Source organism: Zhongshania sp., from assembly GCF_041623545.1.
Classification (GTDB): Bacteria; Pseudomonadota; Gammaproteobacteria; order Pseudomonadales; family Spongiibacteraceae; genus Spongiibacter.
In genome coordinates, this window is sequence record NZ_JBFJWS010000033.1 from 1 (window position 1) to 21,247 (window position 21,247).

The following is a 21,247-nucleotide window of genomic DNA, read 5'->3' on the forward strand; positions in this document are numbered from 1 at the left end:
ACTATTCGGAAGTTTAAATCATGGCCACAATCGCAAAGTAAACTTATCATGCTTGAGATAATCAATTGAAAACCAACCGCCACAAGCTCTCGGAGCAGGATATACGCAATGCAATTACCGATTACAACAACGCGTATTCAATTACGCTTTTCAGACACCGACGCTGTCGGTCATATCTCTTCAGGTTCCTATATCACCTACTTAGAGCTCGCGCGAACTGATTTTTTAACTGAGCTAAGTAAAGTCAGCGAAGTACCGATGAACGTCGTTGTAAATATCAATATCGACTACATCAGCGAAACAATGTACGGCGAAGATGTTTACGTTACGACATGGTGCTCCAAGCTCGGCAATAAAAGCATGACACTTAGCAGTGAAATTTACGCCAACGATCGCCTCGTCAGCCGTGGGCAAGCTACCGTCGTCGGTTTTGACCTCGCAAGCCGAACATCTGTCGCGCTCCCGTCAAGCTGGGAGGCATCTAGCGGGGGAAATATAGAATAAAAATCCAGATACAAAAAACGGAGATAGCAACTGCCATCTCCGTTCTTGAATTGGAAATCTAACTTACGAATTAGTAGCTATAGCGTAAGCGTGCGCCGTAGATTGACGGAAAACCAACCATTCTCGAGTCAAAACTCAGGGTATTGTAAGTACCACTTACGTAGGTCACGTATTCTTCATCCGTGACGTTGGTGCCAAAAATCGACAAATCCAAGGGGCTGCCTAGAATGCCCATCCAGCTCGCATTTAAATTGAGGATGCCAAAATCCTCTAACATTGCGTAGGGCGAGGCACTCGTCGCGGCGGCGCGCATTTCACCTGTATAAGCGTAAGTCGCGCCGAGATTAACAATACCAAAGCTCGGCGACATGGGAACCTGGTAATTAAGCGAAGCAACCCAAGAGCTTTTGGCTGCGAACGGAAGTTCATCACCGACATCCGCAATAGGTGTATAAGTACCGGCAGCGACCTGACCAGACACTGGATTCCCCGACGCTTCAGTCACAGCATCTGCAATGACCTGGCTGTCGATCGTTCCCCGCTCTAGCAACTCGGTATCCAGCATCGAATAAGAAAAATTCAATGACAGATTTTCCATTAACTGAAAATAGGCCTCAACCTCGGCACCACGTATCGACGCGCGCCCAGCATTGGTGATGGCCGTTGTCGGTCCTGAGGTCGCTGATATATAGCCCGCTTGCAGTTGCATATCGGTCAATTCATTGTCAAACAGTGCAAAATTGAAGCGCCCTGGAACTGGCCCACCGAACGTGGTTTTAGCCCCTACCTCGAAGGTATCGACTGTTTCGTTACTATGAGTATCTAGCCCTGGGTCAGCCGCGAGATTAACACTACCCTGACGATAGCCACGAATCGCTTTGGCGTAGACCATTACGTCTTCGATCGGTCGATAATTAAGCTCAATCATACCCGTCGGCGCCTCACTCTCTTCCCGTGGTGCTGAGGTACTTACGATAGGGTCCTGTTTTACGGTAAACGCAAAATTATGGCGCTCCTTAATGCCGTCACCGAGCGTTCTGTCAATCGTATAGCGGATACCGCTAGTAAGACTTAAATTTTCAGTTAGATCAAAAGTAGCCTGCGCATACGACGCGCGGTTCCGGAAGCGGGTTTTATAATTTTGAACAAGAATCCCGCCAAGGGTGCCCGCCAGTGGATCGTTACAGTTGTAATTCGCTGGATCACCTTCAAGCGTCGATGGATCACAATAGAGAAAGGATCCAGACGTATTGCCCGAGTAACCATCTGGGTCGCTACGCTCCCAATATAAACCCGCCTGCCAAATAATGCCCCAGTCAGGCACCACACCCTGCACCTGAATTTCTTCAACCCAAGTCCCTTGACTAGTTACCGGCACTCCTGGATTCAACACTGAAATACCAACCAAAAATTCGCGATTGGGGTCTGCGCCGGGAGCGATCCCGCCAAGGGGCAAGCCGGTATCGACCGGCGACTCTTTAAAATAAGTACCAAATATATCGGAACCATTCTGCGTTTCAAGATGAGCATAAGCGAGGATATTTTTTATGGTGATATTCTCACCAAACTGCCACGTTGTTGTATTGATAAAACGACGTTCCTCAATTGCCGTAATTGGCGTCGGGATCGTGCTGGCCAAATCGTAAAAACCATTTTGTCCGGCCGCCGCTTGATTGGACAACTGGGTATTACAGGCGACGCCGGTTATTGCGTAAAACGGATTAACACTTGGGTCCGGGTTCGTGTTGCAGGCAAATAAGGATGAGGTAATACCCTTTGATTCTGAATCGACCATAGACAATATTGTGTAGTTTTCAATATGGTCGGTAATATCCCAGCTGATTCCCAAGCGCGCGGCGGTATAGTCAGTGTTGCCCAATTCATTCGCGCCTATGCCCGTTACGTTGCGCATATGGCCATCGCGAGCGTTGCTATCAATACCTAAGCGAACACGAAAACTATCCGAAAATGGGATATTCAGCACGGCTTGCTGACGCTGTGTGCCCAAACTACCCGCCGACAACTCAAGATAACCCTCAAGTAGCTCTGTCGGCTTTTGTGGGCTAAGCAGTATCGCCCCTCCCGTGGTATTACGGCCAAACAGAGTGCCCTGCGGCCCTTTTAAAACCTGCACATTTTGTAGGTCAAACAATGTTCCTGGACCGGCGCCATCACCCGATGTTTGCGACGTCTGCCCCCGCGGGGCGACCACCTCAGCAAAATAAGTTGCTACCGAGGCCGCTGTCCGCAGTGCTTGAGTGAAACCGCGAATAGAGAAAGAGGTATTTTCATTACCAAAGCGTGTATTAACAGACAGCGAAGGCGTGTAAGTCGCGATGTCTGCCGAATTAGTCATATTGGCGTTAGCAATTTGTTCTTGATTAAACACCGTAATAGAAATTGCAACATCTTGGGCATTCTCTTCGCGACGCTGCGCGCTTACGATAACTTCTTCTAATGCAAACTTTTCTGCATGGGCAGACCCCGCCGTACCGCCAATCCCCGCAGTTAAAGTCATTACCATTAAAGGTGCAAAGTTCTTTACATTCGCCATACGTATTCCATTAACCTTCGCCATAGTGAGAAATCAATCGGTGTTGAACAAACCCTGTGCGGCGCAAATTCTTGATTATTCGGCACACATCTCATACGCCGCCGGCGTCTACACCTTGTTACTTATCCTTATCTTGTGGCCTATTAAATCACAACTAATATCGATATGAACCATTATGGTTCACAAAAATTCATTACCACAAATTAATGACGTTGAACGGCAGGGATTAAAACACGGTGAAATTCGTATAAAAATGAGATAAAAGTTGCCTCTACACGCACAGACTAAAGGCTGCCGCTGAGCAGTTGACGGGAAACCCTCGGCATTTGCCCTTTTAAACAAAATTAGATTATGTTCGCTATGACAATAAGCTAGCGTATCGATTGAATTTGCGAATCAACTGTCAGACCATGGCTGGAGCGTTTAATACAGGAATTAATCCGTGCTTCAATACCGTCCATCAAGCGCAAGCTGGATACACATCGGGACCCTTATTGCGGGTCTGATCGTCATTCAATATTTCCATGCAAACTACGATCTCGCCTGGGATCGTATTAAAATCGAACACGGCGAGTACTGGCGCCTAATTGGTGGGCATTTCACTCACAATAATATCAGCCATTTAGCGCTGAACTGCGTCGGCATTATTTTAGTATTACAACTTATAAATGCAGAAATTCCCGGCGTCACACTTATTCACTTAACACTATTGATCGCCTTGCTGACCGGGTTATTCCTATTTTTATGGGAACCGCAACTGATGTATTACGTGGGGTTTTCTGCCGTGCTTCACGGTATGCTCGCTTGCTTTGCAATAAGTACACTGCCGAAAAATGCGATATTTGGCATCGCTATTTTAAGCCTGCTTGCCCTTAAGCTAGTATTTGAGGGCCAGCCGCAATTTACTGCAAACTTAATTGATATTCGAGTCGCCACCGAGGCGCATTTCTGGGGTTTTGTAAGTGGCATTTTGGTGGGCGGGCTTTACACCGGTTTTTTGTATTGGCAAAAAACTAACTCGCTGGCGTGCAGTAGCAAGTAGATAAGGTGTCAGGATGCGCCCACAGCACCTTGACTGAAGGCTCAATCACTTTCCTCTGCCAGCTGCGCCAAGATACGCATATAGTTCTCGACCCCTTGCGCACCGGTTACAAGATGGCGGCGATTAAAGACCAGCGCCGGCACGCCCTGAACACCTTGGTCTAGCCAGAATTTTTCAGCAGCTCGCACCTCGGCAGCAAAGCGCTGGTCTTTCAGCACCGCCAAAGCCTCGATCCGTTCCAATCCAATTTCCGCAGCCACATCCGCTAGGACCTTGTGGTCAGAGAGATTCCGGCAATGGGTAAAGTGAGCTGAAAACAAGGCTTGCTTCAGATCGTGCATACGTCCTTGCTGGTCGGCCCAGTGTAGAAGCTGATGTAGGCTGAAAGTATTGTGCATACGCATGCCGTCGGCAAAGCGAAACTCGAAGCCCACCTCTGCGCCAACGGCCGTCATCTGGGCCCGGCTGGCCTCCGACTGCGCCTTGGTAGCGCCGTATTTCTCAGCGACGTGCTCGCGCAGATTTTGACCCTCGGCAGGCATATTGGGATTCAGCTCAAATGGATGCCAATGGATTTCATGTGCGGTACCACTCGCCTCCAAGGCCTCTGCCAATTGCCGGTAGCCAATAACGCACCACGGGCAGACCACATCAGACACAATATCTATCCGCAATTTGCTGGGAGCCTTAGTCATCGTCTTCGCCCTTAAATTTAAATTCGTGATAATCCTGGGATATTTACTAAAAGCGACCGCCTTCTACACGCTAAACCTGCCCAAATAATGCCTTAGGGCTCGATAAATTCTTGGCCTCGTAAAAAAATGCAACATCGAACCGGGCGAGGCACTTAGAGCCAACAAAAATACCACTGACATATACCATGAAATCGCGCTGCACGGCCGCTTTGCAACCGGAGAGGCAATTAAATAATTCGGTATCGATATGTAATATGGCGGTTCTTCTGCCGGTCTTGGCCCTTGTTTTAAATCATGGTCGCCTTCCCTGCGGTTTTTCATGGCGGTGAAATCCTTAACGCTTAAGTCATTAACACACCAATATGCTTGAGCAATGTGTTATTGGCAACCACGGTCAGGCGAAAGCATGAAGCACTGACAACAGTGATTAAGCACGCCGAGGCAATAGGTTTAACTAATTCAAGGGATGATAAATTGATTGTGGGAGTCTAACTAACTTCCGAGGGGGATCTGTAAATGGAGGCGCGGGTCGGAATCGAACCGGCGTACACGGAGTTGCAGTCCGCTGCATGACCACTCTGCCACCGCGCCAAATTGCATTACAGAAGACTCTGCATTGCGTGATGTATTGGAGCGGGAAAGGAGGCTCGAACTCCCGACCTCAACCTTGGCAAGGTTGCGCTCTACCAACTGAGCTATTCCCGCGTCACTACATCTGGATTTTTGACTTGTTCCCACAAGTTCTAAAACACCGTTGTGCTGTGCTTTAAGAAGGCGCCTATTCTAGTCAGTCACCAAATTCTGTCAAGGAAAGTTGCTGATTTAACGTGATTTTTTTCTCAATCACCGGCGGTATCACGTAAATCCGGCCATGCGGCATGAAGATAAATCAACATTGACCATAAAGTAAGCAGCGCGGCAGTGTACAAGAACACAATATTGGCGTAATACAAATAGCCTTGGTGATCCGGTGAAACCAGTAGTAGGCCAAAAATGGCAACCATTTGCATGGTTGTCTTTATCTTGCCCAAATACGAAACGGCCACACTGGTGCGCTTACCGAGTTCAGCCATCCACTCGCGCAATGCCGAAATAACAATCTCCCGACCAATGATAATAATCGCGGGTATCGTAAACCAGGATGCATCGTAGCGCTCAATGAGCAAGGCCAATGCCACGGCCACCATTAATTTATCGGCCACGGGGTCAAGAAATGCCCCCAACGGCGTGCTTTGACCTAATTTACGGGCTAGATAACCATCTAACCAATCGGTCATGGCCGCCACAGCAAATACGGCTGCGGTTAAAAAATAGGTATGCGCAATAGGCATATAAAATAAAACCACCAGTACCGGAATGAGTACAATTCGGAACAAGGTCAAGGCATTCGGTATATTCATAGTGGTCTCATCAAGGCAGCAAGTCGTATTCTATTCGTTTTCTATGCGCTGCGCAGGTCTTCATAGATTTGTAATGCAATTTTCTCGCTAATTCCCGGTACCCGTCGCAAATCCTCAACCCCGGCTTGCTTTACGCCTTGTAAACCGCCGAAATAGCGAAGTAATTCTCGCCGCCGCTTTGCCCCTACCCCAGGTATGCCCTCGAGGGTGGACTGGCGCCGACTTTTATCGCGCCTCGCTTTGTGACCGGTAATGGCAAATCGGTGGGATTCATCGCGAATATGTTGAATCAAATGCAGCGCGGGGCTGTTATCTGGCAACGTGATTTCCTTGCCATTATCACCGCGTATCAGCACTTCCAGCCCAGTACGGCGATCGCTGCCTTTGGCGACGCCAATCATCAAAAGCCCATCTATGTCCAATTCAGCCATGACCGATTGCGCCTGAGTCAACTGCCCTTTGCCACCGTCAATAAACAAAATGTCGGGCATTACCAACTCGCCAGCTTTTATTCGTTTATAGCGCCGGGTCAGCGCCTGGTGCATGGCGGCATAATCATCACCGCCAGTAACACCTTCAATATTCATTTTGCGGTAATCGGACTTCAGTGGGCCATTGCCGTCAAAGACAACACATGACGCCACCGTAGCCTCACCGCTGCTGTGGCTAATATCAAAGCACTCCAAACGGCTTGGCAGGCTCTCTAAGTTTAAAACCTCCTGAAGCGCTTTGAAGCGCTTCAGGCTACTCGCGGATGACGCCAAGCGGTTTTTTAGGTTTTGTTCAGCGGCGGTAAGGGCCAAATTCTGCCATTTCGCCCGATTACTGCGTACTTTATGACTCAGTACAACCTGTCGTCCCGCCTGCTCACTCAAGCTCGCAGCTAACAAATCTTCATCATCGAGCGGTATATTGCTAATGATCTCTCTTGGCATATCCACCGCGCCGCCGCCAGTCAAATAATGCTGGGCAACAAACGCTTCCAGCTGCAGGGCCAATGGCTCTTCAAGTTGGCTTTTAGGAAAGAAACTGCGACTACCGAGCACCCTACCGCCGCGAACACAGAGCAGCTGAATACACACTTGACCGCCATCCATAACGCCGCCAAGAATATCAATATCCCCAGTTTCACCTTCAATACACTGGGTAGCCTGCACCTGCTGTAAATAGGCAATACGGTCGCGAAGCTCGGCGGCCTTTTCAAATTCAAGCGCCTCGGCATAGCGCTCCATCTGGCGCCCTAGCTCATCTTGAACATCAGAACTTTTTCCCTTTAAAAACAGCTCGGTATGATGGACATCTAATGCATAATCTTCTTCCGAAACTGCGGCAACACAGGGCGCGGAGCAGCGACCAATCTGATACTGCAAACAGGGACGACTACGACCTTTGTAATAACTGTCTTCACACTGGCGCACACGAAATACTTTTTGCAGCCAGCTCAAACTATCGCGCACTGCGGCAGCACTCGGATAAGGCCCAAAGTACATACCCTTACCCGTTTTGCGGCCGCGGTGAATACTCAAGCGCGGATGCTCGTGATCGGTACTCAAATAAATATAGGGGTAAGACTTATCGTCCCGTAACAGGATGTTATACGGCGGTTTGTATTGCTTGATCAGGTTTTGTTCTAGCAGCAGTGCTTCCCGCTCACTGGCGGTCACGGTTACTTCAATGGCGTGAATACGACCAACCAAGGCCATGGTTTTGGTGGTTAAACCACTGGCACGAAAATAACTGCTTAAGCGTTTACGGAGATTTTTAGCTTTCCCGACATAAAGCACCTCGCCGGCGGCATTAAGCATGACATAGACACCCGCTTTAACCGTCACCGTTTTTAAAAAACTGGACGAGTCAAACTGCACTGCTGTGGCAGCGACCTCGGTGGCGATTTCAGGAGCGGTATCAGTCATAACAATACAAAACCACGCCGCTAAGCGCCGGGCGAGTCTATCAAACCGTGGCGAATGGCAAGCAGCGTTAACTCAACATCGCCACCAATATTGAGTTTTTCAAAAATTCGGTAACGGTAACTGTTGACAGTTTTTGCCGAGATATGAAGCTGCTCTGCTATATCAATAACTTTTTGGCAGTTGGCGATCATTAGACTTATTTGCATTTCACGTTCTGAGAGCGTCTCAAAAGGCGATTCGACATCGCCACTAAAACCTTTTAAAGCGATAGCCTGCGCGACACTGGGGCTCAAGTAGCGCAGTCCTTTGGCGACCTGTCGCACGGCTAGAACCATCTCTTCTTCAGAAGCGCCCTTCGTCACATAGGCGGACGCGCCGGCTTTAAGCAAGCGGCTCGGCATTGGCTCTTGATCGTATGCGCTGAGGGCGATGATACGGGTTGCAGGGGAAACCAGGCGCAATTTACGCGTCGCTTCTAAACCGCCTATACCGGGCATCCTCACATCCATTAAAACGACATCAGGGCTCAAGATTCGGCAGCTACTTATCGCTTCTTCGCCACTGGCGGCCTGCGCGATTACCGAGATGCCGTCGGCATCATCGAGCATTCGCACTATTCCGGTACGCACCATGGCGTGATCATCGGCAACTAATACTGTAATCATGTATTTCCCTGCATCCAATGCCTTCAACAATACCACCGCAAACTCAGCCTAACCAGTCTACTGTGGTTTATTCCTCGACTGATAATATCACCTTGCGAAAGGTGATATTGATCCGCCCCTGTACCAGCCCTTTCCGAGCAGGCAGTGCATGCTGCCAATTGCGCTGGGTAGGAGGCAACATCAGTAATAAAGATCCCGAGGCCAAATAAATTTTGCGCGATTTAGCCTTCACCCCTTTCGGCGTCATGAGAAAATCGCGGCCACAGCCTAGGCTCAGCGACGCAATACAAGGTGCGCCGCCCAAGCTGATTTCATCATCACTGTGGTAGCCCATGCAATCGTCACCATTGCGATAGTAATTAAGCAGCGCACAGTTAAAATCAAAGCCAGTATCCTCTGCGATTTTCTCGCGCAGATGGCGTACTTGTGCCGGCCACGGTAATGCACAATGACGATGACCACTGTAGCGATACTCAATCCCAGGGTCACCCACAAACGCTACGAGCCGTGGCGTCAGGTGCCGCTTACCGTATACATCAAGTGCGGGCTGCTGCCAGTCCACATCGTCGCGCAGTTGATCGTAAAGCTGATCAGGCTCAACAATATACTGTGGATAATAGCGTAAGCCACCACCGTCGAGGGGTATGTCTTCCGGGTCAGTAAACACGCGGTTCAATTTCGAGCTCAACATTGAAACGCGCTAGCACATCCGCCTGAATCGCGCTGGCAAAAGCCAGTACGTCGGCCCCGGCGGCTCCGTCGTAATTAACTAATACAATGGCTTGGCGAGGATGGATTCCCACTGCCCCACGACGTTTACCCTTCCATCCCGCTTGGTCCACCAGCCATGCCGCCGCCACTTTGAAACGGCCGCCGGGCATTGGCCAATGGGGAAGCGCTGGATATTTCGCAACAAGTTCGTGGGCTAGCGTCTTGGAAATAATAGGATTCTTAAAAAAACTACCCACATTTGGCTCTCGCCGAAAATCCGGCAGCTTTTCTGCCCTCACCCGCGCCACTGTTTCTGCGACTAACTCAGCACTCAGTTTTTGCTCTGGATTGTTCGATTTCGGCAGCGCCTCACGCAATGCTGGGTAATTGATATTCGGCGACGGTGTTGCACTTAAGCGCAAGGTTATTGATGTAATAATAAATACGTCGCGCAACGCACCTTTAAAAATACTATCGCGGTATCCGAGTTGGCAATCGGTCGCGCTTAAGGTGCGCAAGCCATTAAGACTAACATCCCAACCCGTGACCGAATCTAAGACACTGGCGAGTTCCACCCCATAGGCGCCAATGTTTTGGATTGGCGCCGCACCCGCTTGACCGGGAATAGAAATCAAGTTCTCTAAGCCATACCAACCTTGGGCCAAACTGTACTTCACCAGCTCATCCCAGTTTTCTCCGGCAGCCGCCGTCACCAAACGTTCTTCGCCGCTGCTTTCGCAGCTTATGCCGCGCATAGCCATATGAATGACCAAGCCTTGAATATCGCCCCGCAGAACTAAATTACTGCCGCCGCCGATGAATACGCGCCGCAAGCGGCGACGGCTGCTAAATTCAATAGCCTCTTTAAGGGCATCGAGACTGGCTACCTCAATAAAATAATCTGCGCAAACACTGATACCAAGCGTGTTATACGGCCGTAAATCGACATGACGCTGAATATCCATTACAGCCCAGCGCCTTTGCCAAGGGCGTGGTGTTCACATATATGCGCTAACAAACCAGCGGCGGCGGCTTCGACCAAGTCCAGCACCTCATCAAAGCCTCGCTCACCACCATAGTATGGATCGGGCACCTCGCACCGCGTGGGATTTGCCGCGTAATTCAAAAACAGCGCCAGCTCACATTTCGCCTGATCGCTACGTATAGCCTGTAAATCTGTCAAATTCTGCTTATCCATGGCCAAGATATAGTCGAATTCGTGGAAATCCGCTAAGCAGACCTGCCGGGCGCGTAATGGTGAAAGATCATAATTCCGACTCAAGGCTGCAGCCTGGCTTCGCGGGTCTGGGCTGCGGCCGATATGCCAGTCACCAGTGCCCGCTGAGTCCACTTCAATTTCTGCGCCTAGGCCAGCATCCGCAAGCATTTTTTGAAAAACCCCGTGAGCGGTCGGCGATCGGCATATATTGCCGAGGCAAACAAATAATACCTTGACCGTCATTTGGCGCTCGCCGCGAGTATTTTCCGCACGCTTTGCAAATCAGCCTCGGTATCAACCCCGCCGGGGATCTCGACACAGGCCTTGGCGATATGAATACGCACGCCGTTTTCCATGGCCCGCAGCTGTTCTAAGCGCTCAAAACGCTCTAAAACGCCCATTGGCCAACGCACAAATTCATGGAGAAAGCCGACCCGATAAGCGTAGATCCCAATATGGCGCAAAAAAGGTGCATTATCGGGGAGTTTGAGTTCTTCTCCCGCCCAATCATCGCGACACCAAGGCATCGGCGCGCGGCTAAAATAAAGTGCGTACCCTTGATTATCGGCAACCGCTTTTACCGCATTCGGATTGAAAACCACCTCTATATCGCTGATAGCTTCGCCCAAGGTAGCGATACCAGCTGCCGGTTTAGCAGCTAAATTCTCCGCCACTTGCGCAATAGCCGCTTTGGGAATTAACGGTTCGTCGCCCTGCACGTTCACAACAATTTCGTCGTCACCAAGTCCTAGCTTGCTAACCACCTCTTGCAGGCGATCGGTACCAGATTCATGGCTTGCTAGGGTCATCAGTACTTCTGCGCCAAAGCGCTGGCAGGCGTCAAACACCCGCTGATCTTCTGTCGCAATAACCACGCGACTGGCATCACTCGCCACCGCCCGCTCCCAGACATGCTGAATCATCGGTTTACCAGCGATATCCAGTAAAGGCTTGCCGGGCAAGCGACTAGAAGCGAATCGAGCGGGAATAACGACGGTATAGGACATGCTTGCTCCAAAATTGTGTACAACAGCAGCAATCAGCCGCCTCAGGAAATATTAGTGAATGTGAAGGACATTAGCCAAATTAGACTGCAGCGCACTGTAAAAAAGCGGATCTATTTCACCGCTAACAGGCAGCATCCAGTGCTTTTGTACTTCGAAACTTCGACATTTGACCGCATCTTTTTCCGTCATCATTACCGGCAATGAATCATCAAACTGCACGTCGTCCAAAGTGTAGTCGTGGTGATCTGGAAATGGGTGTTCAATAACCTCGAAGCCCATCGCCCGTAAACTTCGAAAAAACCGCTGCGGATTGCCAATCCCCGCAATCCCATGAATTCGTTTTTGATTTGGCGGCCAATCAGCGATGGCTAGCTGCTCGCCGCTCAACAAATTTACAGCCATTGAACCGTTCAAATTCATGTTAAAGCCACTAAGGCCAGCATTGCCGCCGTTAATGATCTTTAAACTTACCTCATTTGCTCGAGCAATGGGCTCGCGCAGCGGCCCCACAGGCAAACAATGGCCGTTTCCGAATCCGCGCTCACCATCAATAACGATGACCTCAATATCCCGCGCTAAGCGATAATGTTGTAAGCCATCATCACTAATAATCAGATTGCAGCCGTGCTGTTCTACAAGCATTTTCGCGGCCGCCAAGCGGTCTGGTGCAACAGCTAGTGGCAAGCCGCTGCGCTGATACATCAAAAAGGGCTCGTCCCCTGATTCTGCGGGTGTCGACTGATTCGTAAGCAAATAAGGGTATTGCGGCGCGCAGCCGCCGTATCCGCGGCTAACTATGCCCACTTTATAGCCCGTGCGTTGACAGTATTCGGCCACGGCCAAAACAACCGGGGTCTTCCCGCTACCGCCCACTGAGATATTGCCGATCACAATCAGTGGCGCGCCACAGGACTGCGGCCTTATTAAACGGCGACGCAGTGCGACGATCAAACGATACAAAAACTCCAAGGGGACAAGCAGCAGCAAGCTTTTTGGCTTGCCATACCACGCCCGATTAAGGCCTTGTTCCAAAGACACTTAAGCCTATTCCTCAAAATTCTTGTGGTAAAGCTGAGCGTAGCGCTGATTCAAGGCCAGTAGTTCATCGTGGCTGCCCTGCTCTTTTATTTGTCCCGCTTCCATTACCACGATTTGATCAGCCATTTCGATGGTACTTAAACGGTGAGCAATAACGATGGTCGTCCGGCCTTTCATGACCTCCTCCATCGCTTTCTGAATATGGCTTTCGGCGCGATTATCAAGGGCCGATGTGGCCTCATCAAATATTAATATCGGTGCGTCTTTTAGAAATGCGCGAGCAATCGCCAATCGCTGACGCTGGCCGCCGGACAGCATCACGCCGTCTTCACCAATGATTGTATCTAAGCCTTCGGGCAGCTGGTCAATGAACTCGCTCGCATGCGCCGCTTCGATAGCTGCACGCACCTGCTCACGGCTAGCCCCCGCCATTTTGCCATAGGCAATATTATTAAATATGGTGTCGTTAAACAGGGTGACTTGCTGGGTGACCAACGCCATTTTATCGCGAAGATTCGCGAGTTTATAATCCCTGACGTCGACACCATCGAGTAGTATTTCGCCCTGCTCGTGTTCATAAAATCGCGACAACAAGCTCACCAAGGTGGACTTGCCGGACCCGGACAGGCCCACTAAAGCCAGTGATTTGCCGGCTTGCACTTTTAAATTAATGTCCCGCAGCACCAAATCTGAGCTTTTACTATAGGCAAAACTCAGATTACGTATTTCAATTTCGCCGCGTGTTTCTTCGCTAGTATAGTTACCGCTATCTTTCTCTTGTTCAGAATCAATAAAATCAAAAATATCTTCAGCGGCCGCCAAGCCCTTCTGGATAGTACTGCTAACGTCGGCGAGCTGGCGCATGGGCTTAGGCAAAAACAAGGCGGCAGACAAATACGCCACAAATGCCCCTGGTGACATTTCACCGCCCAGGCCCAGCGCAATCCATATTAAAACTCCAGTGGCCAATACTACCGGGAACTGAATAACCGAAGGGCTGATCGCGTTGTAATAAGCCATTTTGATGTTTTGACTGCGGGTGCGCCCGCTGGCTTCCACGAAACGAGCTGTTTCAAAAGCGGTGCCGTCGTAAAGACGAATTTCGCGATAGGCGCCAATCGACTCATTAGTCACTTGATTGACGTCGCTCATGGCATTTTGAATATTCTTACTGAGTTTACGAAATCGCTTACCCACCCAGTAAACAGTAACAGCGATAATCGGCAGGGCGAGGAAAAACACCATGGTGAGTTTCCAGTTGCTGTAAAGTAAGTAGGCAATAAGCCCGATTGCAAAGGTACCCTCACGAAGCACAACTTTAGTTGCATTGACAGCCGCACCAGTGACCTGCTCAACATTAAAGGTGATTTTTGAAATCATCATGCCAGTGGAGTTTTGATCAAAATAACTGCTGGGCATGTGCAGCATCTTATTAAACAATTCGCAGCGTAAATTATGGACCAAGCTATTTGATACAATCGCAATAAAATAGTTACCAGCAAAATACCCCAAGCCTCGCACAAGGCCTAGAACAACCATCATCAATACAATCCAAAGACGCGCATCCGTTAATTCGAAATCCTTGCCGCCCAAGGCCCACATAAACTTCGCGGACATACCGCCGTCACCCGGCACCATATTGCCGCCAATATAATCCACTATGAGCTGCATCATATCGGCCAGTAATACTTGCACCCCAGAAAATACCGAAAAGCCGAGTACGCTAAATAGAAACATCGCCCACATCGGGATCACGTACTTCAGCAAGCGGCCGTATATAACGAGATCGGTTTTATTGTTATTACTCATAGTGCCGGGATTTCCTAGCGTTAACAGGTATTAGAACTAAAATTAATTGTTAGCTGTATTAGTTTCGGGATCTTGCGTGGTCAAGCTCAACTTAGCGAAGCCAAGCCGCCCCGCCGCATCCATCGCGGTAATCACCGCCTGATGAGGACTTTTTGCATCAGCGGTAATAATTACGGGGAGCTCAGCGTCGTCGCCCGCGATCTCGCGCATTGCGGCCATTAATCCGTCTACCGAATGATCGAGTAATGCCTGCTCATTTAGGCGGTAACGGCCTTGAGCATCAATAACAACCTCTAAGACTTTGGCCTCCTGCGGTATCACTTCGCCCTGGGCACTTGGCAATTCAAGGTTCAAACGACTTTCTTTAGTAAAGGTTGTCGACACCATGAAAAATATTAGCAACAAAAACACGACATCAATGAGCGGCGTAAGATTCACGCCGCTGTCATCCATGCGCTGACGCTTAAACTTCACGACTTTTTACCTGCAGCGCTATCTTTAATTTGCACTTCACCGTGCATGGCATTAATCAATTTCATGGCGTCTTGTTCCATTCGGACCACCAGTTCGTCAATTCGACGCAGAAAATAACGGTGCATAATTAAGGCTGGAATAGCCACGCACAATCCGGAAGCCGTGGTAATCAACGCCTCAGAAATACCCCCTGCGAGCACCCCGGCGTTACCTGTGCCCTGCACCATAATTTCAGTAAACACCCGAATCATACCTAAGACCGTACCCAATAAGCCGAGCAGTGGCGCAACCGCGGCAATGGTGCCCAATGCATTCAGATAGCGCTCAAGGTCATGAATAATGTGGGATGCCGTGTCTTCAATGCTCTCCTTCATGATGTCACGACCAAATTTGGCATTAGCCAAACCCGTCGCCAGAATTTGTGCCAGCGGCGAGCCACGGCGTAATTCACGGAGTTTTTCCGCATCTAGCTGCTTATTTTGCAACCACGACCAAACCTGATTTAGTAAATTGCGCGGGGCAACCTTATCGGGATTCAGTTTGAGAAAACGCTCTACACAGATCGCTAGAGCAATAATTGAAGATAAAATAATTGGCAGCATTAACCAGCCGCCCGCTTTCACCAATTCCAGCACATCAGAACCCTACAATTTTTATGTGCAGGCATTATACGGAGTGAACGCCTCGGTAAGAAGTGAATCAGCCCTCGGATTTGAATTTCCGGCATATTTCAGCGTTTGCCGGCGTTTCCCAGTAGTATTGCCACTCGCGAGCATAATAAATATCCGCCAACTCGCCACTGCGAAAACGAAATTGAATGGTGCCATGCTGCCCAGAATGCCAACAGCGACTACCCCTCTGCGCATAACGACGTAAAACGGAGCTGGCGGGATGGCCGTAGGCATTGTGGCGTCCGGCGGAAAAAACCACCTCCCGTGGCGCGACCGCCGCGATAAACGCCGTCGTCGAAGAGGTTTTACTGCCATGGTGAGGCGCGATCAATACATCTGCCGGCAACAGGTCTTTCTGAGACGCGAGTAAATACCCCTCAATATCGCCCTCGATATCACCGGTCAATAAAACCGATGCTGCGCCAGCGCCGACCTTCAGTACACAGGAAGCATTATTACCGGACTGACTAGGCTCAGGCCCAGCCAGAAACTCGAAGGACACGCCCTCCCAGCGCCAGCTCTTTCCGGAATGGCAACCTATACCCGCCCGCGGTAAATTAGGGGTTTCCTCGCCAAGATAAAGCTTAGCTACGGCTAGGTTTTCCAGTAATGCTGGCGCGGCCCCCGCATGGTCTCGGTCAGCATGACTAAGCACCAAGGCATCGAGCTGATCAATACCGAGATTCGTCAAAGCCGGTATCACCACCGCCTCGGCTGTATTAAATCCGCTACTAAAATCCGGACCGACATCGTATAGCAATGCTTTACTGTGAGTTTGGATTACCACCGCTAAACCCTGCCCAACATCCAATACCGTGACCCACCAATCCCCCTTCACCGGCCTCGTCACCGGCCAGTAAAACATCGCTACTAGGGGGAGCATTGCCAGCCATTTAGCGGGAACGCCACGGGGCAAAAGTGCGATAAAGATTGCCGCAATACCCAAGGCCACCGCCGCAGGGGGAGGATAAAAATGAATAACCGGCTGCCACTTAGCGATTAGTCTCAGCGCCAGCTCAAGGTACCCGAGCAAGCTATCTGCCATCGACAATGGCAGCTCAGCCAGCTTGGGCGAGACGAACAGCAGCAGCAAACCGATGAACAGCGCGGGCAACACCAGCATGCCAACCAAGGGAATAGCCACCAAGTTCGCCGGCAAACTCACTAAACTAAAACCGAGCCCCCACATTCCTAGCAAGGGAAGTAGGCCAATGACCACCACCCACTGTGAGCGAAGCAAGCTTAAGCCCCGCTGCTGCCGCTGGCCTTGAAATGCCCAAAGTAAAACAGCGACCGCCGCAAAGGAGAGATTAAAGCCCACTTTATGTGGCGCCAGCGGATCGATAATCAAGACCACTAACATGGCCGTAAAGTAGACTTGCCAGGACGTTACCTGCCGCCGCAGGCTGAAGGCCAGCATCGCCATAGCCGCCATCACTAGCGCCCTTTGAGTCGGCACTGAAAACCCGGCCATTGCCGCGTATATCAAGGCAAAACTCATAGCGATCACCGGTTTTAGCGGCAGGCTCCGCTGAAATATAAAACCAGTTACGCGACCCAGCCCCCACCCCCACAGCAGCACCATGCCAATATGCATTCCGGAAATAGCCATTAAATGGCTGGTTCCCGTTTGGGAAAACAGAGCCCACTGCTCGTCTCGAAGCCCACTGCGATCAGCAAACAGCAGGGCTTTCATTACAGCGCCATGAACATAGCGATCGAAATACGCCACAGGCCCCGCGATTAAGCGCTGACGGAAAATCACCGCCGAAAAATTGGGACTTGCCCCCTGGTTCACCGCTTCGCTCGGGCGACGTACATATCCGACGCCAGAATACCCAGATATAAACAACCAGCGGCCATAGTCAAAAGCGCCTGGCGATCGATAACCATGGGGACGCCGTAAACGCACTTGCGCTGATATCACGTCACCAAGATTTGGCGGCCTCTCGCCATACCAATTTAAGCGCAGACGGCCAAGAGATTTGCCCTCAGGTTTAGCATCAAATCGATAATAGCCGAGGGCCCCTCCCCGCCGCTCCGGTGGCGTCAATACCCGAAAGCGCAGAGTAATATCTTTGCCCTCTAAATCAACCGGCAATAATTGCGCGCTGCGCCAGAGACCGTAACTACTGGCGAAGGACGCCGCAAGTAAAAAAGCCACCACCGGCCAGCGCCAGCGCGACCTCAGCAGTGTACTAACACAAAAGCCGACTATTAGACTTGTGACAATAATCGTGGCTGTCGGTAAAGCCGGCGCAAAGGCCACGCCGACTATTGCCACAATCGCCGCTGTCATCCATGACAACATGCTGGAGTACCCCGATAGTTCCGTGCATAATGGCGCCGCCCCGCGTACCTAATTATGCGGCTGGATTAATTTCAACTGTCACAAATGTGAACTAGAATTGAGCGGATGGCTCGTAAATTATTTAAACGTTGGCTACCGACTCCCGAAAAAATGCGCGAGCACCCCTCGGTCCGTGTTTTTGGCAGTCTGCTGCACGACCCTAACCTCTGGCATCTGAACCGCCGCTCGGTGAGCTTGGCGTTTTTCTTGGGCCTGTTTATTGCGTTTGTGCCGATACCAACGCAAATGCTGCTTGCCGCCCTCGCCGCCATTGTCTGCCGAGCAAATTTACCAATCTCGGTCATGTTGGTATGGATTACCAACCCCGTTACCATGCCCGCCATTTTTTATTTCACCTACAAAGTCGGCGCAACGGTTATGGGTATGCCACCCAGCACCTTCCATTTTGAATTATCATGGGCTTGGCTCGCAGAAGAATTCACTCATTTGTGGCGCCCCATGCTCGTTGGCTGTTTTTTAACCGGCTTATTAGCGGGCTTAGTTGGCGCAACCAGCATACATATTCTTTGGCGAGTTCATGTCGTGCGGCGCTGGCGTAAACGCCAGGAAGCCCGCCTTAACCGCAAACTATAGCCCAAAAGGCATATTCAACTATTGCGCAGGGCCTCGGCAGGCGCCATGCGCGACGCCCGCCACGCGGGATAAATCGTTGCCAGCAGACTCATCACATACGCTAAACCGCAGACAGCCAAAACATCCGGTACTCGAATGTCAGCGGGCAAATAGTTAATTGGGTAAACATCGCTCTGTAAGAGTTTTAACCCCCAAAAACCCTCAATCGCCGCAACAACATCACCAATAAACAAGGCGAGAATCACGCCCAGCACACCACCTGCAATCGATCCAACAGCGCCAATCACCGCGCCATAGCTCAAAAAAATGCGCAAGATATCGCCCTGACTGGCACCTTGGCTGCGAAGAATACCAATATCGGCGCGCTTGTCATTAACCACCATCACGAGAGTCGACACCACATTGAACACCGCGACGCCCACCACGGCCAAGAGCATAATAACCACCAGTTTGCGCGACATTTGAATGGCATGATACATATTGCCAAATTGCTGACTCCAATCCTTCAGCATAAAGTCGCGGCCATGCACTGAGGCCAACTCCCAGGCAACTTGCGGCGCCGCAAACACATCCGTCACCGTCACCCGTAATGACACCGGCTGCGGTTCCAAGAACAAGGTCTGCGCTTGATCGATATGCATCAGCACCATTTGCTGATCAAGCTCTGTACCCGTTGCCACTAATGCCCCAACCGTCATTTGGACAAACCGCACATTCTGGCTGCCTGCAGCTTGGGGCACCCCAAAGGTGATTCGCTCGCCCTCTCCAACTCCGAGTCGGTCAGCCAAGGCCTTACCCAATATAACGGCTTTGCTGCTGGCCGCTAAAACACGTAAATCGACATAATCCTGAATCGTCGACACCTTCGCTTCTGCCGTGGGCTCCACACCATAGAACAAGCCTGGCTCGACCAAACCGCCCTTTATTAACATAGCACTACCTTGAATAAACGGCGCTGTTGCCAACACCTCGGGGTGCCGTTCAACATCACTTCGCAAGGTTTGCCAATCAGTGGTTCCCACCGCCCAGGGCTGCAGCGTGATATGCGGTACCAGCGCTAGAATGCGGCTGCGCATTTCTCGATCAAAACCGTTCATCACTGAAAGCACGGTGACTAGAAGTGCGACGCCGAGAACAAGACCAAGCATGGACAGGCGTGACAAAAAAGACACCAACTGACTTCCGGATCGGCCCGAGCTATAGCGCAGGCCAATATACACTGCCAGAGAACGCATCAGGCCGAAGCCTCCTGTAACTGCCCGTCGGCCAAACTCAAAATTCGATCCATTCGATGAGCAAGTCGCATATCGTGAGTAACAATGACCAAACTGATTTGCAGTTCGCGATTTAACTCAAGTAATAGCGCCTGAACAGACTCTGCGGTATCACCGTCTAAATTACCGGTGGGCTCATCCAGCAGGACACAAGCTGGGCTATTTGCCAAGGCCCGGGCAATAGCTACCCGCTGACGCTCGCCACCAGATAATTGCGCTGGCCGGTGTTGCAAGCGATGCCCCAAACCGACTCGATCCAGCAGTTCACTGCTTCGTGCAAAAGCCGTCGCGCGTTTTTCACCCGCAATTAACAATGGCATTGCCGCATTTTCAAGCGCCGAGAATTCGGCAAGCAAATGGTGAAACTGGTATACAAATCCCAATTCGCGGTTGCGTAAACGACTTCGCTCGCGGTCATTCATCTTCGCGATATCTTTACCGCTAACCATCACGCTACCCTGCGAAGGCGTATCAAGCCCTCCAAGCATATGCAGCAAGGTCGTTTTACCCGCACCGGAGGGGCCAACAATCGCTATGCGCTCGCCGCGTCCGATGTCGAGATTAATATCATTCAGTATATTGAGCTGCTCGGGCCCCTGAACAAAACACTTATGTAAATTGCGACAGGCTAGAACTGAGTCTGCCGGGGCGCTGGTATTAGGCATAAACACTGCACTCTTATTCATAACGCAGCGCTTCGGCGGGTTGCACCCGAGAAGCCTGCCAAGCTGGATACAAGGTCGCCAGTAAACTGAGCAACAAAGCAAAGCCACTAACAACGCCTACATCTGACCACTCTAAATGTGAGGGAAGATGAGTAATAAAATAAACCTGAGGGTTAAAGAGCTGCATGCCGCTTAGCTGCTCTAAAAATGCGACGACATCACCAATATGCTGGGCGAGCGGAACACCAATTAGCAGGCCCAAACCAAGACCAATTAAGCCAGTGGCCATACCGTAAACGATAAAAATCGCCATAATGGAACTCGGCGTGCTTCCCATGGTGCGCAATACCGCAATTGAACCCCGCTTTGCGGACACAGCCATACTCAAGATAGAGACAATATTGAACGCCGCGATAAGTACAATAAACAGTAACAATAGGCGTACCATTTGCTTTTCCATTTTGACCGCCTGAAACAAGCTACCCTGACTGTCACTCCAACTTACTGCGACACTGCCTTCAGGCAACTCCGCGGCTAGCACAGGTAGCAATTGCGGCGCGGCAAACATGTCCGTCAACTGCAGGCGCAAGCCTTCAACATCATGACCAAGCTGATATAAGCGCTGAGCGTCGCCAATGTGAATAAAGGCACTAGTACCGTCA

General features: G+C 50.6%; 20 protein-coding genes and 2 tRNA genes. 3 read left to right on the forward strand and 19 right to left on the reverse strand.

Going from position 1 to position 21,247, the window contains the following annotated elements; all coding sequences use genetic code 11:
- Positions 1–108: 108 nt before the first annotated feature.
- Positions 109–504, forward strand: a complete 396-nt coding sequence (locus ABYT30_RS06125; RefSeq protein WP_373080402.1) for an acyl-CoA thioesterase — start codon at positions 109–111, stop codon at positions 502–504.
- Between the two features lie 70 nt (positions 505–574).
- Here the strand turns inward: ABYT30_RS06125 and ABYT30_RS06130 are convergent, their stop codons facing one another.
- Entirely contained in the window at positions 575–3,058 is a 2,484-nt protein-coding gene (locus ABYT30_RS06130; protein ID WP_373080404.1) for a TonB-dependent receptor, read from the reverse strand.
- A 442-nt stretch (positions 3,059–3,500) separates the two neighbouring features.
- On the opposite strand from ABYT30_RS06130, the gene rrtA reads away from it, so the two are divergent.
- Positions 3,501–4,100, forward strand: coding sequence for a rhombosortase (gene rrtA / locus ABYT30_RS06135; RefSeq protein WP_373080407.1), 600 nt, complete (start codon positions 3,501–3,503; stop codon positions 4,098–4,100).
- 41 nt (positions 4,101–4,141) lie between these two features.
- Here rrtA and ABYT30_RS06140 read toward each other — a convergent pair whose 3' ends face one another.
- The 15 genes from ABYT30_RS06140 to ABYT30_RS06210 form a co-directional block, all read right to left on the reverse strand.
- Positions 4,142–4,795, reverse strand: coding sequence for a DsbA family protein (locus ABYT30_RS06140; protein WP_373095658.1), 654 nt, complete (start codon positions 4,793–4,795; stop codon positions 4,142–4,144).
- Between the two features lie 517 nt (positions 4,796–5,312).
- Positions 5,313–5,386, reverse strand: a tRNA-Cys gene (locus ABYT30_RS06145).
- A gap of 38 nt (positions 5,387–5,424) precedes the next feature.
- Positions 5,425–5,500: transfer RNA gene (locus ABYT30_RS06150), tRNA-Gly, on the reverse strand.
- Positions 5,501–5,634: 134 nt separating this feature from the next.
- Positions 5,635–6,195, reverse strand: a complete 561-nt coding sequence (pgsA, locus tag ABYT30_RS06155) for a CDP-diacylglycerol--glycerol-3-phosphate 3-phosphatidyltransferase (RefSeq protein WP_373080412.1) — start codon at positions 6,193–6,195, stop codon at positions 5,635–5,637.
- A gap of 41 nt (positions 6,196–6,236) precedes the next feature.
- Positions 6,237–8,108 (reverse strand): excinuclease ABC subunit UvrC, encoded by a 1,872-nt coding sequence (gene uvrC / locus ABYT30_RS06160; RefSeq protein WP_373080414.1) that lies wholly within the window; start codon positions 8,106–8,108, stop codon positions 6,237–6,239.
- Between the two features lie 20 nt (positions 8,109–8,128).
- The gene (gene uvrY / locus ABYT30_RS06165; protein WP_373080416.1) at positions 8,129–8,773 is read right to left on the reverse strand and encodes a UvrY/SirA/GacA family response regulator transcription factor; all 645 of its coding nucleotides are present in this window, start codon (positions 8,771–8,773) and stop codon (positions 8,129–8,131) included.
- Between the two features lie 67 nt (positions 8,774–8,840).
- On the reverse strand, positions 8,841–9,464 hold the full coding sequence (locus ABYT30_RS06170) for an alpha-ketoglutarate-dependent dioxygenase AlkB (RefSeq protein ID WP_373080417.1): 624 nt from the start codon (positions 9,462–9,464) through the stop codon (positions 8,841–8,843).
- The gene (gene murB, locus ABYT30_RS06175) at positions 9,430–10,449 is read right to left on the reverse strand and encodes a UDP-N-acetylmuramate dehydrogenase (protein ID WP_373080419.1); all 1,020 of its coding nucleotides are present in this window, start codon (positions 10,447–10,449) and stop codon (positions 9,430–9,432) included. Before murB ends, ABYT30_RS06170 begins: the two co-directional genes overlap by 35 nt.
- Positions 10,449–10,946 carry a low molecular weight protein-tyrosine-phosphatase gene (locus ABYT30_RS06180; protein WP_373080421.1) on the reverse strand — a complete coding sequence of 166 codons (498 nt, stop codon included), beginning with the start codon at positions 10,944–10,946 and terminating at the stop codon, positions 10,449–10,451. Before ABYT30_RS06180 ends, murB begins: the two co-directional genes overlap by 1 nt.
- Positions 10,943–11,710 carry a 3-deoxy-manno-octulosonate cytidylyltransferase gene (kdsB, locus tag ABYT30_RS06185; protein ID WP_373080424.1) on the reverse strand — a complete coding sequence of 256 codons (768 nt, stop codon included), beginning with the start codon at positions 11,708–11,710 and terminating at the stop codon, positions 10,943–10,945. Before kdsB ends, ABYT30_RS06180 begins: the two co-directional genes overlap by 4 nt.
- Positions 11,711–11,761: 51 nt before the next feature.
- On the reverse strand, positions 11,762–12,748 hold the full coding sequence (gene lpxK, locus ABYT30_RS06190) for a tetraacyldisaccharide 4'-kinase (protein WP_373080426.1): 987 nt from the start codon (positions 12,746–12,748) through the stop codon (positions 11,762–11,764).
- 6 nt (positions 12,749–12,754) lie between these two features.
- Positions 12,755–14,557, reverse strand: coding sequence for a lipid A export permease/ATP-binding protein MsbA (gene msbA, locus ABYT30_RS06195; protein ID WP_373080429.1), 1,803 nt, complete (start codon positions 14,555–14,557; stop codon positions 12,755–12,757).
- 42 nt (positions 14,558–14,599) lie between these two features.
- On the reverse strand, positions 14,600–15,031 hold the full coding sequence (locus tag ABYT30_RS06200; protein WP_373080431.1) for an ExbD/TolR family protein: 432 nt from the start codon (positions 15,029–15,031) through the stop codon (positions 14,600–14,602).
- Complete coding sequence (locus ABYT30_RS06205; protein WP_373080434.1) at positions 15,028–15,666, reverse strand: MotA/TolQ/ExbB proton channel family protein; 639 nt, start codon at positions 15,664–15,666, stop codon at positions 15,028–15,030. The genes ABYT30_RS06200 and ABYT30_RS06205 overlap by 4 nt, the downstream gene beginning before the upstream one ends.
- Positions 15,667–15,730: 64 nt before the next feature.
- A complete protein-coding gene (locus tag ABYT30_RS06210; RefSeq protein ID WP_373095660.1) occupies positions 15,731–18,013 on the reverse strand; it encodes a DNA internalization-related competence protein ComEC/Rec2 in 2,283 nt (760 codons plus the stop codon).
- A gap of 105 nt (positions 18,014–18,118) precedes the next feature.
- Between ABYT30_RS06210 and ABYT30_RS06215 the strand changes: the two genes are divergently transcribed.
- Positions 18,119–18,646 (forward strand): DUF2062 domain-containing protein, encoded by a 528-nt coding sequence (locus ABYT30_RS06215; RefSeq protein ID WP_373080439.1) that lies wholly within the window; start codon positions 18,119–18,121, stop codon positions 18,644–18,646.
- 14 nt (positions 18,647–18,660) lie between these two features.
- On the opposite strand, the gene ABYT30_RS06220 is transcribed toward ABYT30_RS06215, so the two are convergent.
- The 3 genes from ABYT30_RS06220 to ABYT30_RS06230 form a co-directional block, all read right to left on the reverse strand.
- A complete protein-coding gene (locus ABYT30_RS06220; RefSeq protein ID WP_373080441.1) occupies positions 18,661–19,881 on the reverse strand; it encodes a lipoprotein-releasing ABC transporter permease subunit in 1,221 nt (406 codons plus the stop codon).
- A complete protein-coding gene (gene lolD / locus ABYT30_RS06225; RefSeq protein ID WP_373080443.1) occupies positions 19,881–20,606 on the reverse strand; it encodes a lipoprotein-releasing ABC transporter ATP-binding protein LolD in 726 nt (241 codons plus the stop codon). Before lolD ends, ABYT30_RS06220 begins: the two co-directional genes overlap by 1 nt.
- Positions 20,599–21,247, reverse strand: a 649-nt coding sequence (locus ABYT30_RS06230; RefSeq protein ID WP_373095662.1) for an FtsX-like permease family protein, incomplete at its 5' end; no start/stop codon positions are given. The genes ABYT30_RS06230 and lolD, both read right to left, overlap by 8 nt.

Excerpts from the sequence above, each read along its gene's own strand:
- ABYT30_RS06215 (WP_373080439.1), top strand. The coding sequence starts at position 18,119 with ATGGCTCGTAAATTATTTAAACGTTGGCTACCGACTCCCGAAAAAATG.
- ABYT30_RS06140 (WP_373095658.1), bottom strand. The coding sequence starts at position 4,795 with ATGACTAAGGCTCCCAGCAAATTGCGGATAGATATTGTGTCTGATGTG.
- uvrC (WP_373080414.1), bottom strand. The coding sequence starts at position 8,108 with ATGACTGATACCGCTCCTGAAATCGCCACCGAGGTCGCTGCCACAGCA.
- msbA (WP_373080429.1), bottom strand. The coding sequence starts at position 14,557 with ATGAGTAATAACAATAAAACCGATCTCGTTATATACGGCCGCTTGCTG.
- ABYT30_RS06180 (WP_373080421.1), bottom strand. The coding sequence starts at position 10,946 with ATGACGGTCAAGGTATTATTTGTTTGCCTCGGCAATATATGCCGATCG.
- murB (WP_373080419.1), bottom strand. The coding sequence starts at position 10,449 with ATGGATATTCAGCGTCATGTCGATTTACGGCCGTATAACACGCTTGGT.
- uvrY (WP_373080416.1), bottom strand. The coding sequence starts at position 8,773 with ATGATTACAGTATTAGTTGCCGATGATCACGCCATGGTGCGTACCGGA.
- ABYT30_RS06220 (WP_373080441.1), bottom strand. The coding sequence starts at position 19,881 with ATGCGTTCTCTGGCAGTGTATATTGGCCTGCGCTATAGCTCGGGCCGA.
- lolD (WP_373080443.1), bottom strand. The coding sequence starts at position 20,606 with ATGAATAAGAGTGCAGTGTTTATGCCTAATACCAGCGCCCCGGCAGAC.
- pgsA (WP_373080412.1), bottom strand. The coding sequence starts at position 6,195 with ATGAATATACCGAATGCCTTGACCTTGTTCCGAATTGTACTCATTCCG.
- ABYT30_RS06210 (WP_373095660.1), bottom strand. The coding sequence starts at position 18,013 with ATGTTGTCATGGATGACAGCGGCGATTGTGGCAATAGTCGGCGTGGCC.
- ABYT30_RS06170 (WP_373080417.1), bottom strand. The coding sequence starts at position 9,464 with ATGTTGAGCTCGAAATTGAACCGCGTGTTTACTGACCCGGAAGACATA.
- ABYT30_RS06130 (WP_373080404.1), bottom strand. The coding sequence starts at position 3,058 with ATGGCGAATGTAAAGAACTTTGCACCTTTAATGGTAATGACTTTAACT.
- ABYT30_RS06125 (WP_373080402.1), top strand. The coding sequence starts at position 109 with ATGCAATTACCGATTACAACAACGCGTATTCAATTACGCTTTTCAGAC.
- kdsB (WP_373080424.1), bottom strand. The coding sequence starts at position 11,710 with ATGTCCTATACCGTCGTTATTCCCGCTCGATTCGCTTCTAGTCGCTTG.